General features: G+C 72.7%; 19 protein-coding genes and 1 tRNA gene. 8 read left to right on the plus strand and 12 right to left on the minus strand.

Going from position 1 to position 15,104, the window contains the following annotated elements; translation table 11 throughout:
- Positions 1-24: 24 nt before the first annotated feature.
- Positions 25-1,098 carry a penicillin-binding transpeptidase domain-containing protein gene (locus Q8R60_03770; GenBank protein ID MDP3711589.1) on the minus strand — a complete coding sequence of 358 codons (1,074 nt, stop codon included), beginning with the start codon at positions 1,096-1,098 and terminating at the stop codon, positions 25-27.
- 65 nt (positions 1,099-1,163) lie between these two features.
- On the opposite strand from Q8R60_03770, the gene Q8R60_03775 reads away from it, so the two are divergent.
- Positions 1,164-1,352 carry a hypothetical protein gene (locus Q8R60_03775; GenBank protein MDP3711590.1) on the plus strand — a complete coding sequence of 63 codons (189 nt, stop codon included), beginning with the start codon at positions 1,164-1,166 and terminating at the stop codon, positions 1,350-1,352.
- Positions 1,353-1,539: 187 nt separating this feature from the next.
- Here Q8R60_03775 and Q8R60_03780 read toward each other — a convergent pair whose 3' ends face one another.
- The 7 genes from Q8R60_03780 to Q8R60_03810 form a co-directional block, all read right to left on the minus strand.
- Positions 1,540-1,737, minus strand: a complete 198-nt coding sequence (locus Q8R60_03780) for a hypothetical protein (protein ID MDP3711591.1) — start codon at positions 1,735-1,737, stop codon at positions 1,540-1,542.
- Complete coding sequence (locus Q8R60_03785) at positions 1,734-2,561, minus strand: DUF692 family protein (GenBank protein ID MDP3711592.1); 828 nt, start codon at positions 2,559-2,561, stop codon at positions 1,734-1,736. The genes Q8R60_03780 and Q8R60_03785 overlap by 4 nt, the downstream gene beginning before the upstream one ends.
- Positions 2,562-2,587: 26 nt before the next feature.
- Positions 2,588-2,818 (minus strand): hypothetical protein, encoded by a 231-nt coding sequence (locus Q8R60_03790; GenBank protein MDP3711593.1) that lies wholly within the window; start codon positions 2,816-2,818, stop codon positions 2,588-2,590.
- A gap of 23 nt (positions 2,819-2,841) precedes the next feature.
- A complete protein-coding gene (locus Q8R60_03795) occupies positions 2,842-4,581 on the minus strand; it encodes a glycosyltransferase 87 family protein (protein ID MDP3711594.1) in 1,740 nt (579 codons plus the stop codon).
- Positions 4,582-4,673: 92 nt separating this feature from the next.
- Complete coding sequence (locus Q8R60_03800; protein MDP3711595.1) at positions 4,674-4,934, minus strand: hypothetical protein; 261 nt, start codon at positions 4,932-4,934, stop codon at positions 4,674-4,676.
- 17 nt (positions 4,935-4,951) lie between these two features.
- Positions 4,952-5,182 (minus strand): hypothetical protein, encoded by a 231-nt coding sequence (locus Q8R60_03805; protein ID MDP3711596.1) that lies wholly within the window; start codon positions 5,180-5,182, stop codon positions 4,952-4,954.
- Between the two features lie 173 nt (positions 5,183-5,355).
- Positions 5,356-5,430 (minus strand) — tRNA-Thr (locus Q8R60_03810).
- Positions 5,431-5,607: 177 nt separating this feature from the next.
- Between Q8R60_03810 and Q8R60_03815 the strand changes: the two genes are divergently transcribed.
- The 7 genes from Q8R60_03815 (at position 5,608) to Q8R60_03845 (ending at position 10,774) form a co-directional block, all read left to right on the plus strand.
- Positions 5,608-5,946, plus strand: a complete 339-nt coding sequence (locus Q8R60_03815; protein MDP3711597.1) for a helix-turn-helix transcriptional regulator — start codon at positions 5,608-5,610, stop codon at positions 5,944-5,946.
- Positions 5,936-7,282 carry a HipA domain-containing protein gene (locus Q8R60_03820; protein MDP3711598.1) on the plus strand — a complete coding sequence of 449 codons (1,347 nt, stop codon included), beginning with the start codon at positions 5,936-5,938 and terminating at the stop codon, positions 7,280-7,282. Before Q8R60_03815 ends, Q8R60_03820 begins: the two co-directional genes overlap by 11 nt.
- Positions 7,283-7,410: 128 nt before the next feature.
- Complete coding sequence (locus tag Q8R60_03825) at positions 7,411-7,977, plus strand: hypothetical protein (protein ID MDP3711599.1); 567 nt, start codon at positions 7,411-7,413, stop codon at positions 7,975-7,977.
- Positions 7,974-8,630, plus strand: a complete 657-nt coding sequence (locus Q8R60_03830) for an RES domain-containing protein (GenBank protein MDP3711600.1) — start codon at positions 7,974-7,976, stop codon at positions 8,628-8,630. Before Q8R60_03825 ends, Q8R60_03830 begins: the two co-directional genes overlap by 4 nt.
- Entirely contained in the window at positions 8,627-9,484 is an 858-nt protein-coding gene (locus Q8R60_03835; protein ID MDP3711601.1) for an aminoglycoside phosphotransferase family protein, read from the plus strand. Before Q8R60_03830 ends, Q8R60_03835 begins: the two co-directional genes overlap by 4 nt.
- A 179-nt stretch (positions 9,485-9,663) precedes the next feature.
- Positions 9,664-10,278, plus strand: coding sequence for a DUF305 domain-containing protein (locus Q8R60_03840; GenBank protein MDP3711602.1), 615 nt, complete (start codon positions 9,664-9,666; stop codon positions 10,276-10,278).
- Between the two features lie 40 nt (positions 10,279-10,318).
- Complete coding sequence (locus tag Q8R60_03845; GenBank protein MDP3711603.1) at positions 10,319-10,774, plus strand: DUF4442 domain-containing protein; 456 nt, start codon at positions 10,319-10,321, stop codon at positions 10,772-10,774.
- Here the strand turns inward: Q8R60_03845 and Q8R60_03850 are convergent.
- From Q8R60_03850 to cysS, 4 genes are all read right to left on the minus strand, one after another.
- Complete coding sequence (locus tag Q8R60_03850) at positions 10,749-11,324, minus strand: DUF998 domain-containing protein (GenBank protein MDP3711604.1); 576 nt, start codon at positions 11,322-11,324, stop codon at positions 10,749-10,751. The two genes, Q8R60_03845 and Q8R60_03850, sit on opposite strands and share 26 nt — an antisense overlap.
- A complete protein-coding gene (gene sigH, locus Q8R60_03855; protein MDP3711605.1) occupies positions 11,321-12,238 on the minus strand; it encodes an RNA polymerase sporulation sigma factor SigH in 918 nt (305 codons plus the stop codon). The genes Q8R60_03850 and sigH overlap by 4 nt, the downstream gene beginning before the upstream one ends.
- Before the next feature lie 402 nt (positions 12,239-12,640).
- The gene (gene rlmB / locus Q8R60_03860; protein ID MDP3711606.1) at positions 12,641-13,666 is read right to left on the minus strand and encodes a 23S rRNA (guanosine(2251)-2'-O)-methyltransferase RlmB; all 1,026 of its coding nucleotides are present in this window, start codon (positions 13,664-13,666) and stop codon (positions 12,641-12,643) included.
- On the minus strand, positions 13,663-15,072 hold the full coding sequence (cysS, locus tag Q8R60_03865) for a cysteine--tRNA ligase (protein MDP3711607.1): 1,410 nt from the start codon (positions 15,070-15,072) through the stop codon (positions 13,663-13,665). Before cysS ends, rlmB begins: the two co-directional genes overlap by 4 nt.
- Positions 15,073-15,104: the final 32 nt, after the last annotated feature.

A 15,104-nucleotide genomic window follows, 5' to 3' on the forward strand; every position in this document is an offset into this window, starting at 1 on the left:
GCGCGTTACGGTCACGTTCTGCCGTCACAGCGCGGCGAGCAGTCGTCGCGCCACGGGGGCAGCGGTCGCGCCGCCCGACGTGCCGGTCTCGACGAAGACGCACACCGCGAGGTCGCCACGAAAGCCGGTGAACCACGCATGGGCGACCGCGCCGTCGCCGTACTGCGCCGTCCCCGTCTTGCCCGACACCGGCCCGCCGGCGCCCTGGGCAGCGCGGCCGGTGCCGGTGGTCACCACCGAGCGCATGAGCTGGCGCAGTGACGCGGCGACGCCCGGCGGCAGCCGGCGTACGTCTTGCGTACCCGGGAGGAGGAGGGGTTGGCGCCAGGTGCCGGTGGCGACGGCCGCGGCCATGCTCGCCACGACGAGCGGGCTCGCCTCGACGCGGCCCTGGCCGATCGCGGCGGCGGCCTGCTCGGCGGGCACGGCGGTCTCGGGGACGAGGCTCGGGTCGACGGACACCGGCAGCAACGCGGGCTCGCCGAAGCCGTAGAGCGCCGCGGCCTGCTGCAGCGCTCCGGCCGGCAGGCCCTCGGCGAGCTCGAGGAAAGAGGTGTTGCACGACTGCGCGAAGGCCTGCGCGAAGGAGACCGTCCCGAGGTCCTTGGCCTCGTCGTTGCGGAAGCTGCGGCCGCCGCTGCTCGTCGTCGCCGGGCACCCGACCCGCGTCGCCGGTGTGGTCCCGCGCCGCAGCAGCGCCGTGGCCGTGACGACCTTGAAGACCGAGCCAGGGGCGTACGACGAGGAGTGCGCCGGGACGCCGGCGACCGGTCGGTTGGCGATCGCCCTGACCTGCCCGGTGGGTGCGTGGACCACGACGACGGTGGACCGGCTGGTGACGCCGGTGAGCGCTGCCTCGGCGGCCCGCTGGACGTCGAGGTCCAGGGTCGTGCGGACGCCCTCCGCGGCCTTCGGCGGGAACTCCTTGACGGTGACGATGTCGGTGCCGCTCGCGATGTCGCGCACGACGACCGTGCTGCCGCTGCTGCCCTGCAGCCGGTCGTCGAGGACGCGCTGCAGACCGCTGCCGGGGCGGCCGACGACGTTGGCCGTGAGGTCCTTGCTCGCCGAGAGCGGGCGCCCCTTGCGGTCGAGCACGGCCCCCGCGCACCGGGGGTGCTGCGCAGCTCGAGGCGCTGACGTTGCGGAGGTCGGGGTGGACGGTGGCGCTGCGGAAGACGACCTTCCACCGCCCGACGGCCTTCGCGACCTCGACCTCGCTCACGAAGCTGATGCTCCCGAGCCCGCCGAGGGTCATCGTCGCGGTGAACGGCACCCGGTCGCCGGCCGCGTTGAGCGGACCGGGGGTCGCGACGACCTTGGTGGTCTTCAGTCGCGCGTCCATCTGCTGATAGGTGCCGGCCGGGTCCTCGATGCCGGCGGTGAGGGTGTTGAGCTCCGGGTAGCGGCGCTGCTCCCAGGCCCGCAGGAAGTCAGCCGCCACCTTCGCGGCCGCGGCCCACACCCACCCCTTGCGCATGCGGCTCATCGTCCCTGCGCCGCTGACGCTTCGCTACGGAGGTCAGCGAGCGGGGCCGCTCAGCCCATCGGTGCGTCGTCGCGGGCCGCCCACGTCCGGACCAGCAGGCCGGCGAGCTCGACCAGCTCCGGCTCCCACGACGCGACCCACTCCCGCATGGCGACGTCAGGAGCCGCGTCCGCGCCGGCCGCCGCGGCGTCCTGACCGTTGGCCAGTGCGAGCAGCACCGCACGCTGCAGGTCGTCGAGCCCGCTCATGTCGGCCGCCCGCACAGCTCGCGCACCCGCAGGTAGTCCGCGCGGAACTCCTTGTCATCGCGACCGAGGCTCTGCCCGATCCGCTCGACGACGACGCCGTCGAGCGCCGGGCAGCGCGCGAGGACGACCGGCAACAGGTCGAGCACCTCGTCGGGCACGGGACCGTCGTGGGTGTCTCGTCGTACCTGCCTCTGCGATCCCTCCGGGGACCACCACGACCCGCCGCTGACGTGCACCTCGCGGACCCGCTCCAGCGGGTAGCCGTCGAGCAGCGCCACGGCGTCAAGGCCGAAGGTCGCGGCCTGGCAGTGCAGGTTGTGCAGGTCCAGCACGATCCACCCTTCGCCAGGGGCAAGCACATCAAAGAGCAGCGCCCCCTGGTCGAGGGCGTCGCGCACCGAGAGCGAGGTCGCGAGGTTCTCCAGGCCAACCGGGGCACCGACGACCTCAGCGATCCGCGCGGCCTGCTTGACGCCGCGGGCGACGACGTCGGGGTGGTGCGGCATCGGCAGCGGGCTGGAGCGCAGCACAGGTCCGGCGCTCATGAAGCCGAGGTGCTCCGACACGCGACGGTAGGGGCGACGGGCGAGCTCGACCTCGAGCCGCTGCAACCACGCCTCCTGGCGGGGATGGAGTGACAGCAGCGAGAAGCTCACGCCGTGGGCGTCGAGCAGCCCCTGCTCGGCGTAGTCGTCCAGCACGCCCGCGAGCCAGTCGGGGACGCCCGCCCGACCCCAGCCGACGTCGACGCTCCACTCGACGTGGTCGACGAGCCCGTCGGCGAACAGCGGCAGCGTCGCCGCGGCGAACGCCGGCTCGGGCATGAGCGACAGCCCGACGCTTGGCACGTTCAGCCCAAGCCGCAGCCCGGGCAGTCGCTCGGGTCGAACGCCCGCTCGCTCTCCTCAGGGGCAGGTACGACGGGAGCCGGTGACGTGGTCGTGCCCGGGACGGGGGCGTCGCTGCTCGCACCCGCCGGTGTCGGACCCGACGCCACGAGGGCGAGGCCGCCGGCCGCGACGGCCACCGTCCCCACGGCAGCGCGCCGCATCATGGCCAGGGTCGTCGGGGTCAGCCTCATGTGTCGCTCCTCGTCGGGTGCACCTACGACGCGACCACGAGGTGGTCGGTTCCCTCGCGGTCCCGCCGCGTCACGAGTCTCGGGAGCAGGACGGTCGCGGCGGCGGCTGTCAGGCCGCAGGTGTTGACGAGCAGCGCGCCCACGACGGGCACGTCGAGGCGCGTGGCCATCGTGGTGACCGGGACGACGAGCAGGGCGGCCCACCCTGCCGCCAGCCGGGTCCGGTCGGCGGCGACCAACGCGGCCAGCGGCAACGTCAACCAGACCAGGTGGTGCTGCCAGGAGATCGGCGACGCCGCGACCGAGGCAGCCGCGAGAGTGCCGACTGCCGCGAGCCGGTTGCCGGAGAGCTCGAGGCGCCGGGCACCGACGACGCCGATGACGACGAGGCCGACCGCGACCGGCAGCCAGACCCGTTCGGCGGTGGCGTGGTCGTCGAAGTCGCGCAGCAGCATGCCGCGCACCGACTGGTTGCCCGGGATGTCGTTGCGGCCGAAGCGCGAGCTGTCCCACAGCGCGGACGACAGCCACGTCGGGGAGCTCTGCCAGAGCAGCACGATCCCTGCTGCGGTGGCGCCCGCTGCCCAGAGGACCGTCGCGCGCAGCCGGGTCCAGCGAGCGCTCACCAGCAGCCACACGACGTAGATCCCCGGGGTGAGCTTGATGGCCGTGGCCAGTCCCACTCCCCAGCCCACACGCCTGCGTCGACCCAGCAGGTCAGACGCGACGAGGACGACGAGGAACAACCCGACCTGTCCGAAGCGGATGTGGCTGCGCACCGGTGTCGACAGCAGAAGCAGGGCCGCGGTGACCGGCAGGCCGATCCGCTGCACCACCGGGCGCATGGCCAGGTGCGCGACCGCGATGGCGGCGACGAGGGAAGCTGCGGTCCACAGCACCTGCACGAGCGGCAGGGGTATGCGCGAGAGCGGCTCGGCCAGCAGAGCGGCGAACGGCGGGTAGGTGAAGGGCAGGCCCGCCTCGGTCTCGTAGCCGTAGAGGTCACCGCCGCTGCCGACGACTCCGGCGCTGCCGACGTAGACGGCGAGGTCCACGAGCCTTCGCGACATCGGCTCGAGCAGCGGCGGCACCACGGCCACCAGGGCTGCCGCCACGGTGACGGCCCAAGCCCACGGAGAGCCCCGCAGCCAGCGCTGCGCGTCGGCGATCGGCAGTGCGCGTCGAGGTACGCGGTGCTCTGCCGCGAGGCAGACGGCGAGCGCCGTCGCGCCGACGAGCAGGGCGAGCACGACGTCGGACAGCCAGTGCAGGTCGAGGACCACCCTCGTCGTCGCGACGAGGAGCCCGACGGCGAGTCCCGTCGACAGGGCCGCCCGGCGGGAGCTGGTCAGCAGCAGCGCGACGAGGCCCCACCCGAGGACCGCCGTCGCCGTGCGCCCCGAGGAGAGGCCGGACCACGACACGAGCCCGGGGGGTGTCCGCGGGAGAGCCGACAGCAGGACGGTCTCGAGCACCTGCGCGAAAACCAGAGCGGCCGGGGCGGCAGCGGCGTACCAGGTCCGCTGCATGGCGGCGACGAGGAGCAGGAGCGGGTAGAGGACCGCACCGCTGCCGAGCTGGGAGAGCAGCGCTGAGAGCGGCTGGCTGCGGTCCGGGACGTGGTCCAGGACCAGCGCGCGCAACCAGCGGTCAGCACCGAGGGGCTCGCCGTGAGCTGCGAGGACGACCGCCAGCGCCACTGCCCCGAGCGCAGGGGCACTGGGCCACCCCACTGCCCGCGTGGTCGCCCGCTCGGTCGTCACTGCCGGAGGGTAGGCCCGATCCCGAGGCTGGTCTGCATGTCGCACTGGCTGGATCGAGTCGCCTGAGCGCGGGATGAGCTCGCCGCTCCGGACTACAGGTCCTGCTTGTGCCCGTAGCGCTGCCGGGCAGCCTCTCCCGACGTGCCGATGACCTTCCCGATGAACGCCCACGAGTAGCCCTGCGCGCGGGCCGCTTCGACGGCCGCCCTGACCGAACGCTCGGCGTCGGATCGAGACACCACAGCCTCGCGCAGCGCGACGTACGCCGCGGGGTCACGCTCGTCGCCGAGCGCCGGCTCGTAGTCCTCGAACCGGGATGCCAGTTCCTCGGAGTGATCCAGGATCTCCTGCACTGAACGTGGCACCCACATCACCTCAGAAACTTCTCGCGTGCACGCATCGCGTGCACGATGACCGGCGTCTCGGCACCGTCCACGATGCCGATCTCGAAGACGATCGCGGCCTGGTTGGCACCGATCAACATCGTGAAGCCGTCGTCCAGCTCGAAGACGCGGAACGGGTGTCGATACGCCTGCAGCATGTCCTCGTCGCTGACTCCGTGCTTCCGAGCGCTCTCGGCGATGATCGGCGTCGAGCCCACACCTTCACGGTAGGCCGGACAGCACCTGATGGCAAGTTATCTTGTTGACGAGGTGTTGGGGGTTCCTGCGACGGGGCAAGCGTTCATCACATCGCGGAACCTGGCGGGTCCGCAGCCGAGCGCCGAACAACACCACTCGGGCAGGGCCGCCGGCCAACCACCTGCGGTTCTTGTGGAGCCGGATGTCGGGCTTGAACCGACGACCTACCGCTTACAAGGCGGTTGCTCTACCACTGAGCTAATCCGGCACGCGCGTGCAAGCACGCCCGGCCGCCAGTATCGCAAGCCGCCCTGCGCCGTCGTGTCACTCGTGGACCTTTCACCTGCCCCGGAGGGGCGAACCTCTGGAACACCTGTGGAGCCAACACTGTGTCATAGTCATAAACACAGCGCTACGGCTTGGGCGCAATGTTTATGGAGCAGTCATGAAGAAGGCGCACCAGTACCTGCCGGCAACTGAGCATGCTCTCGCCGCCCTGGGTTCCCAAGTGGCGAGCGCGCGCCGCCAGGCCGGCTGGACGGTCGCCGACCTCGCCGAGCGCCTCGGGGTCAGTCGCAACGTCATCACGCGCATCGAGCAAGGTGCCCCCGGTACGGCTGTCGGCACCGTGCTCGAGGCCGCCGTCGTCTGCGGCGTCCCGCTGTTCGGCGTCGAGCCTGGAGAGCTGGGGCGCGTCGCCGAGACCGAGCGCAGCCGGCTGGCGCTGCTGCCGGCACGCGTGCGGGCCAGCGCCGCCGACGGCGAGGTCGACGATGACTTCTGAGCGGGCGGACAACGTCGACCCGCGCACCGGGGAGCTGCTCCGGCTCTACGTGTGGGCGTGGCTGCCGGAGCAGACCGAGCCGGTCCCCGCCGGCGTCCTCACCCGCACCGATCGCACCCTCACAGGCGACTCCGTGATCACGTTTACCTACGGCCGCTCCTACCGTGAGCGTCCCGACGCGATCTCGCTGTTCCAGGCCGAGCTTCCCCTGGCTTCGGGCACGTTCGACCCCACCCGTCCCACTGCCGTCACCGGAGCACCGGGGCGCACCCTGGTCAGCCGGCCCCGCCAGCCCCTGGCCCTGCACGGCTGCATCCGCGACGCCAGCCCTGACGCGTGGGGACGGCGGGTCATCAACCTGCGCAGCGCCTCCGACCCGGACCGGCACCTGTCAGAGCTGACCTACCTTCGCGAGTCGGGCAGCGACCGCATCGGAGCCCTGGACTTCCAGGACTCCGCGCAGACGTACGAGCCGCGCGGCGACGGCGCGACTCTCGAGCAGCTGCTCATCGCCGCTGGGCACCTCGATGCTGGCGAGCCCCTTCCGCCGGACCTCCGCGCAGCAGCGGCCCGAGGTACCTCGATCGGCGGCGCGCGCCCCAAGGCCCTGCTCACCGACGAGGCCGGTCGCTCGCTCATCGCGAAGTTCCCGTCCTCCACCGACACCCGCCCCGTCGTCAAGGCTGAGGCCGTCTCGATGCTGCTGGCGTCGCACGCCGGTCTTGACGTCGCCCGCGTCGAGGTGCGCGTCGTCGACAAGCGCGACGTCCTGCTCGTCGAGCGCTTCGACCGTGGCCGCGACGGCACCCGCCGCTGCCTCGTCTCTGCCCTGACGATCCTCGGTGAGCACGAGATGGGCTCTCGTCATGCCAGCTACACCGATCTCGCCGAGAGCATCCGCGTCGGGCCGTGGACCGATCCCGGCGCCACCCTGCAGGAGATGTACCGGCGGCTGGTGTTCAACGTGTGCGTCGGCAACACCGACGACCACCTGCGCAACCACGCCGCGTTCTGGGACGGCGGCCAGCTCACACTCACCCCCGCCTACGATCTCGAGCCGGTCACGCGACGCGGCAGGGAAGCGAGCCACGCCATCGCGCTCACCCGCGACGGACAACGCGACAGCCGGCTGGTCACCGCTCTCGCGGCAGCAGGCGACTTCCTCCTCACCGAGGCGGCCGCCCGCGCCGTCATCGACGAGGTCGTCGACGCCATCCGCCAGCACTGGAGCGAGGCCTGCGACCAGGCGCGGCTCACCTCCGCGGAGCGCGACGGCCTGTGGCAGCGAGAGGTCCTCAACGCCTACGCGTTCGAGGGGTACACGCGCGACGGCTAGCTCTGGCTGACGTCACGTCAGGGGTCCGTCAGGCCTGAGGTCCGCACGACACCCATCTTCCCCTGACGGGGTTGACAAGGTTGACGCACGTCCTACGCTGAGAGTTGACGAGGTTGACATAGGGAATGATGGCAACAGCAGCGAAGCGCGGGCGACTCACCACGACAGCGGAGCCGTCTGCACCAGGGCACATCCGTCTCCTGCACAGCCTCGAGGCAGAGCTGCGTCGGCGAGACCCCGACGGCGCCGGTCTCGACGGTGTCGACGACCTCGACGCGCTGGCGCGCCAGCTGGCCGACACCGCTCTGGAGAGCACCACCCGTTGGCTCGACCACCTCGGCCTTTTCTACGACGCGCACGGCGTGGCGCAGCTCCTCGGTCGCGACGGGCGACCGGTGACACGCCAGGCCGTCAGCAAGCGCAAGGGACTGCTCGCGCTGACGACCGGGAGCGGGCAGGTGGTCTATCCGGCCTTCCAGTTCCACGACCGCGCCCTCGCACCAGGCCTCGCGGAGGTGCTCGCCGAGCTGCCCGAGGACGTGGTCTCCCGCTGGACCGTTGCCTCCTGGCTCGCCAGCCCCCAGCGGGAGCTCGACGACGAGCGGCCCATCGACGTGCTCTACGAAGGCACTCCCGGCGCGGTGAGCGCGGTCGTCCGCGCGGCTCACGCATGGGCGGGAGACCTCGCGCAGTGAGCGTCGCACCACCACCGAGCGACCTCACGAGATTTCCCCGCCTCAGGCCCGCGGACCAGCGGCGCGCGCTCTACAGGATCTTCCACGCCCGCCATCACCGGACGGGCCGGCCCGACCCCGCGTGGCACTACAGCAGCGCCGTCGCGCCCGGAGAGGGCAACAGGTTCGACCTGCGCGCACCGCACGGCACCTGCTACTGGTCCGACCGCAAGTACGGCGCCTGGGTGGAGGTCTTCCGAGGGGCGCTGCTGGTGGATGCGGAGGATGCGCGCGCCCGTCGACTGCACGTCGCGATTCCGCCAGACCTGCGCGCCGCGGACCTCACGGCACCGCGGGCCTACAGCTTCGGTGTCACCGCCGAGATCAGCACGACCGGCGACTACACACTGCCCCAGGCCTGGGCGGGAGCGCTGCACGCCGCCGGGTTCGATGCGCTGCGCGGCACCTGCCGACACGACCCGTCGAGCCGCGCCCACGACGTGGCGGTATTCGGGCGATCCGGACCCGCCGCCAGGCGGCTCGGTTGGCGCACCACCCGCGACCGGGTCGAGACCGACCTCGAGCTCCGCCGCGAGCTCGATGAGCTCGGCGTCGCCACGGCCCCCGTCCCGCACACCGTGCCCGTCACGCCTCCGCCCGGGACAGCGCCATGACGGGCGCGCTGGGCGCGCTCGACGAGCGACAGCGCAAGCTCCTGCAGAGCTGGGTGCCCGGCGCGACGGTCGTCCGCGACCACAGCTGGGGTCTGGTGGGCACGACCGTTCTCGAGGTCCTGCACGAAGGCCGGCGCCTGCTGGTCAAGGCCGGCGACGCCGCCGACCACCACCTCGCTCGCGAGATCGCCGCGCACCGGGAGTGGCTCGAGCCGTGGACCAGGCAGGGCAGGGCGGCCGCCCTCGTCGCGGCGGACACCGACGCGAAGCTGCTCCTACGGGACTTCCTCGAGGGCCATCCCGTCCAAGGCAGCGCGCAGGAGTGGGACGTCGATGTCCACCACCAGGCCGGTCGGCTGCTGCGGGACTTCCACCGCCAGCGGTCGCACACAGACGAGCACTACGAGGCCCGACAGGACGCCAAGGCCCTGCGGTGGTTGGAGGCGCCCCACGGGATCGACGCCGACAGCGTGACCAGACTGCGCGCCGAGATCACGTCGTGGCCCGCGGGCCCTGCGAACGTGGTGCCGACCCACGGGGACTGGCAGCCGCGCAACTGGCTCGTGCATTGCGGCGAGGTCCGCGTGATCGACCTGGGTCGCGCGGAGCTGCGACCCGCTCACACCGACTTCGTGCGACTCGCGGCCCAGCAGTTCCGCGGGCATCCCGAGCAGGAGACCGCCTTCCTCGACGGCTACGGCTCCGACCCGCGCGACCCCGCAGACTGGCGCCGCACTCTCGTGCGCGAGGCCATCGGCACGGCCGTGTGGGCCCACCAGGTCGGTGACAGGCCCTTCGAGGAGCAGGGTCTGCGCATGATCTCTGACGTGCTCGTCCGACCCGGGCCCCCGTGACGGGAGGACAGCCCGGTCCGCACACGAGAAACGTCGGCATGATGTGTCCTCGCACCTGCACGGAACCGGCCCACGGCGCTCCCGCGTTGGACCGGGCAGACCCCTCGACCCTGGAGCCCGCCCTGACGCCCGCCCCGCCGACCCGGCTGCGCCGGCCGCGTACCGTAGTACCTGCCTGGGTGGCTGTCCTCGTCGGCGCCGCGTCCGTCGCCATCGGGCTCTACGCCGGACCGACAATGCCGTGGGCCGACGACGCCCCCGCCACCGCATCCGCCGAGGCGGGCTTCGCGCGCGACATGGTCGTCCACCACGACCAGGCCGTCGCGATGTCGCTCATCGCGATGCACCGCGCCAGCGACCCCGCGGTGCGCAGCCTTGCGACCGACGTCGTGCTGACCCAGCGCGGCCAGTCGGGCGCGATGCTCGGCTGGCTCGACCAGTGGGGGTTGTCGTTCTCCGACAGCAGCCAGCGGCGGATGGCCTGGATGGGGTCGGACCACCTGCTCCCCGACGGCCGGATGCCGGGGATGGCGACCACCGCCGAGGTCCAGGGCCTCGAGGCGCTGACCGGCACGGCCTTCGACCGGGCCTACCTGTCGATGCTCTACACCCACCACGCCGGCGGCATCCCGATGGCCGCGGAGGTCCTCGAGCGCACCGACGAGCCGGTCGTCGTCGCGATGGCGACGAGCATCCGGGCCAGCCAGACCGCCGAGCTCGAGGTCCTGACCGACCTGCTCGCGAAGGCCGGCGGCAGCACGCCCGCGGTCACGCCGCACGGCGACGGTCACTGATCCTGGACGCCGAAGTTACCGGCTAGTAACGTCCTGCGGCATGACCCCTGAGGAGATCAAGGCAGGCATGCCGCTGATGGTGCCGTTCATCGCGACCCTGCGACTGGAGTACGACGAGGTCGCGCCCGAGCGCACCGTCCTGCGCCTGCTGGACGACCCGGCGTTCCACAACCACGTCGGCGGCCCGCACGCCGGCGCGATCTTCACCCTCGCCGAGTCGGCGTCCGGCGCGGCCGTGATGGCGGCCTTCGGTGACCTGCTCGACCGCGTCACCCCGCTGGCCGCGTCGGCGACGATCACCTACCGCAAGCTGCAGAAGGGCCCGGTCACCGCGACCGCCGCCCTCGGCCGCCCCATCGACGAGGTCCTCGCCGGCGTCGAGGCGGGCGAGCTCGTGCAGTTCCCCGTCGAGGTCGTCATGACCGACGAGGCCGGCACCGTCACCTCGGAGCTCACGATCAGCTGGGCCCTCAAGCCCCACCGCCGCCCCGCCTGACCGCCGTCACGCAGACCCACACCAGCGAGCTGGTCAGCCCGACCCGCTGCAGCCCGCCGGACACGTCGTGCAGCGGCACCGTCAGCACCAGGCAGACCGAGGCGAGGACCCCCACGGCGTACGCCGGGACGGCCCCGCGCCGACCGCTGCGCCGCAGTGCCGTGGCCGCGACGAGCGGCAGGACCGCGAGCGCGACGTAGCCGACGGCCGCGCACGCCATGTGCACCGGGTCGGTCGCCCCGCCCCGCACCTCGGCGAGCGGGAACGCGGCCGCGCCCAGGGTCACCGCCCCCGCCACCCGCAGCAGCCCTGTCGTCAGCGCCGACCCGATGGTGCGCCCGACGAGCGGTGCGACGGCCAGCAGACCGAGCGCGCACCCGAGAAGACCGGCCGACACGAGGCCGCGCCCCGGCGTACCTGCTCGTTGGAGCTGCGAGATCGAGAGCTCGACCGGGTCGTAGCCCGGTCGGCGCAGGCCGGCCGTGACCCAGGCGAGGGTCAGCGCGGCGACGCCGAGGACCGCGGCGGCGGCCCGGGAGCTGTCGCTCAGCCGGCGTCGGCGATGGAGCGCTCGCGCAGGTGACCCTCGAGCTTGCGCTTGATGCGCTGCAGCGCGTTGTCGATCGACTTCACGTGGCGCTGGAGCCGCTCGGCGATCTCCTGGTAGCTCTTGCCCTCGACGTAGAGCCGCAGCACCTCGGTCTCGAGGTCGGACAGGACCTCGTCGAAGTGGGCCTGGAGGGCGCGGATGCGCTCGGCGGAGATGACCAGGTCGGCCGGGTCGCTGATCGCGACGGTCGGGAGGACGTCGCTCAGCGTGCGGTCGCCGTCGTCGTCGCCGGCCACCGGGCGGTTGAACGACACGTAGTTGTTGAGCGGGCCGTGCTTCTGGCGGGTCGCGGTCTTGATCGCGGTGATGATCTGGCGCGTGACGCAGAGCTCGGCGAAGGCGCGGAACGACGTCTGCATGTCGGGGTTGAAGTCACGGATCGCCTTGTAGAGGCCGATCATGCCTTCCTGGACGATGTCCTCGCGGTCCGCGCCGACCAGGAAGTAGGAGCGGGCCTTCACGCGGGCGAAGGCGCGGTACTTCGTGAGCAGCTCGGTGAGCGCGCCCTCGTCACCGGAGCGGGCGGCGAGAACGAGCTCGTCGTCGGGCCGGGAGTCGGCGTAGGCCGCCTTCCACCGGTCGACGCGAGCATCCTCGAGGCCGGAGTGGACCTCGCGGTCGAGCTCGTCGACGAGCTCCTCGACGTCGGCGATCTCGGCGGTGAGCGTGACGACCGGCTCGACGACCGCCTCGACGACGACCTCGGCGACGGCGTCCACCACGACGGGGGCCTTGCGGGTGCGCGGCGCCGTGACGGGCGGAACCAGCTCGACCACGGACTCGGGCTCCACGGCAGCCAGCCGTCGCGTGCGCGAGCGGGGAGCCGGAGCGGGCTTCTCGCGTAGCAGTCGCACGCGTGACCCTCTTCCCTTGTGAGGAGACCTGACAGATCCGAGCAGGGGTGGGGATGAACTGTAACGTCCTGTTGGCCTGCTGGCCAACAGTCCGATGCCACCTCAACGACGCTCCGTCGAGATGGATACGCGTGTTCCTGCGTCCGTGAGGTTGTGAGCCCGGTCACAACCGAAAGGTTCGCTGCCGTCCGGTTTCGCTGGTTTCGCGCCCGTATTGCCGCCGACGAGGCCCGCCCAGCGGCCTCTCCACCCCAGGATGTGGCGATCTCGGAAGGGGCGGTGAGCGCGCATGATCGCCACAACCGCGCGGCACGCACGCAGCCCCACGGGGACGTGGCGATCAGCGAAGGCGCCGCGGGCGTGCATGATCGCCACAACCGCCTCGCAGGGGGCGCGACCAGGTCAGGAGCGGGCGACGCGGCGGCGGCGGGCGACCTCGGCGAGCGCGACGGCCCCCGCGATCCCCGCGTTGAGCGACTCGGTGCCACCGGCCATGGGGATCGAGACGGTGGTGTCGCAGGTGGCCATGACCAGGCGCGACAGCCCCTCGCCCTCCGAGCCGACGACGAGCACGAGCGGCCCCGTCGCGAGCTCGAGGTCGTCGAGGGAGACCGCGCCCTCGCCGGCGAGGCCGACGACGAACAGCCCCGCCTCTTTGCACTCCTTGAGCGCCCGGGTGAGGTTGGTGGCCCGCGCGACGGGCAGCCGGGCGGCCGCGCCCGCGGAGGTGCGCCAGGCCGCGGCGGTCATCGAGGCCGCGCGCCGCTCCGGCACGATCACGCCCTGCGCGCCGAATGCGGCTGCGGAGCGCACGACGGCGCCGAGGTTGCGCGGGTCGGTGACGCCGTCGAGCGCGACGAGCAGCGGGGTGTCGGACGCCAGCGCGGCCTCCAGCACGTCGTCGGTGTGGGCGTAGACGTAGGGCGGCACCTGCAGCGCGAGGCCCTGGTGCAGGCCGCGGTCGGTCATCCGGTCCATCTCGGCCCGGGTCATCTCGACGATCGCGATGCCGAGCGTGCCGGCGAGGCGGACCGACTCGGTCACGCGGTCGTCGGCGTCGAGGCCGAGCGCGACGTAGAGGGTCGTGGCGGGCACCCGGGCGCGCAACGACTCCACGACCGGGTTGCGGCCCATGACGACCTCGGGGACGTCGCCGCCCTTGCGGGTCGACCGGGCCCGGGGGGCGCCCGCGTCACGCGCGGACGGCTTCGCGGTCGCCGCCCGCTTGGCGGCCGCAGCGGCCGCGCGCGCCTTCGGGTGGCCCTTGCGCTGCTCGGCCGGGGGCGTCGCCTTCTTGCCCTCGAGCCGGCGTTTGCTGTTGCCACCGGACCCGACGGCCGCGCCCTTGCGGTGCGAGCCCGGCTTCGCGGCGCGACCGCCCTGACCGCCCTTCGCGATGGGCTTGCGCCCTCCACCAGCTGTCGTCATGCGAGCCTCCACCGGACGCCGCCGGCCGTGTCCTCGAGCACGATGCCCGTGGCTGCGAGCCGGTCGCGGACCTCGTCCGCGGCGGCCCAGTCCTTGCGCTCGCGCGCGGCGGCGCGAGCCTCGATCGCGATCGCGACGAGCCCGTCGACCACACCCGACAGCTCACCGCCGGAGGTCCCCGGCCACTGGCTCACCGGGTCGAGGCACAGCACCCGCAGCATCCGGCGTACGACGTCGAGGGTGGCCGCGAGCGAGGCCAGCTCCCCGGCGGCGAGCAGCGCGTTGCCCGCGCGGACGCCGGCGTGCACGACAGCCAGCGCCTGCGGGACACCGAGGTCGTCGTCGAGCGCCGCGGCGAACTCCTCCCACGACGCCTTCGACGCACCCGGCTCGACCCCGGCAACTGCCTCGGTGGCGTTGCGGACGAAGGTCTCGATCCGGCCGTAGGCGGACTCCGCGTCGGACAGCGCCTGCGCCGACCACTCGAGCTGGGAGCGGTAGTGGGCGGTGCCGAGGGCGTAGCGCAGCACCTGCGGGCGGACCGTTTCGAGGACGTCGGCGACGGTGGTGGAGTTGCCGAGCGACTTGCTCATCTTCTCGCCGGTGCCGCCCGCGACCGTGACGAGGCCGTGGTGGAGCCAGTGCCGCGCGAAGGCGTGGCCGGCGGCGGCCGACTGGGCGATCTCGTTCTCGTGGTGGGGGAAGACCAGGTCGAGGCCGCCCGCGTGCAGGTCGAACTCGGTGCCGAGGGTCGCGGCGGCCATCGCGGAGCACTCGATGTGCCAGCCCGGCCGGCCCGGCCCCCACGGCGACGGCCACGACGGCTCGCCCTCCTTGGCGGCCTTCCACAGCGCGAAGTCGAGCGCGTCGCGCTTCTCGCCGGTGTGGCCGTGGGCGACGGCCTTCTCGGTCTGGCGCAGCTGGTCGGGGTCCTGGCCGGACAGCCGGCCGTAGCCCTCGACCGCGCGCACGACGAGGTAGACGTCACCGCCGGACTCGTAGGCCGCGCCGCTGTCGACGAGCTCGGCGACCAGCGCGACGATCTCGCTGATGTGACCGGTGACCCGCGGCTCGACGGTCGGCGGCAGGACCTGCACCGCGTCGTAGGCCTGGGTGAACGCCCGGGTCTGGCGGGTCGCGAGCGCCCACCACGGCTCGTCGTTGTGGGCCGCGTCGTGGATGATCTTGTCGTCGACGTCGGTGACGTTGCGGACGAAGGTCACGCGCTGGCCGGACTCGAGCAGCCAGCGGTGCAGGACGTCGAGCGCGATGCCGCTGCGCAGGTGGCCGACGTGCGGCGCGGCCTGCACGGTCGGACCGCAGACGTAGATGCCGACGTGCCCCGGGGTGACCGGCTCGAGGGGCCGGGCCGTCCTCGTCAGGGTGTCGTGCAGGCGCAGGCTCACATTGGCAAGGCTAGTGGGGCCGCGCGTCAGCC

It is taken from the genome of Mycobacteriales bacterium (genome assembly GCA_030697205.1).
Lineage (GTDB): Bacteria > Actinomycetota > Actinomycetes > Mycobacteriales > SCTD01 > JAUYQP01.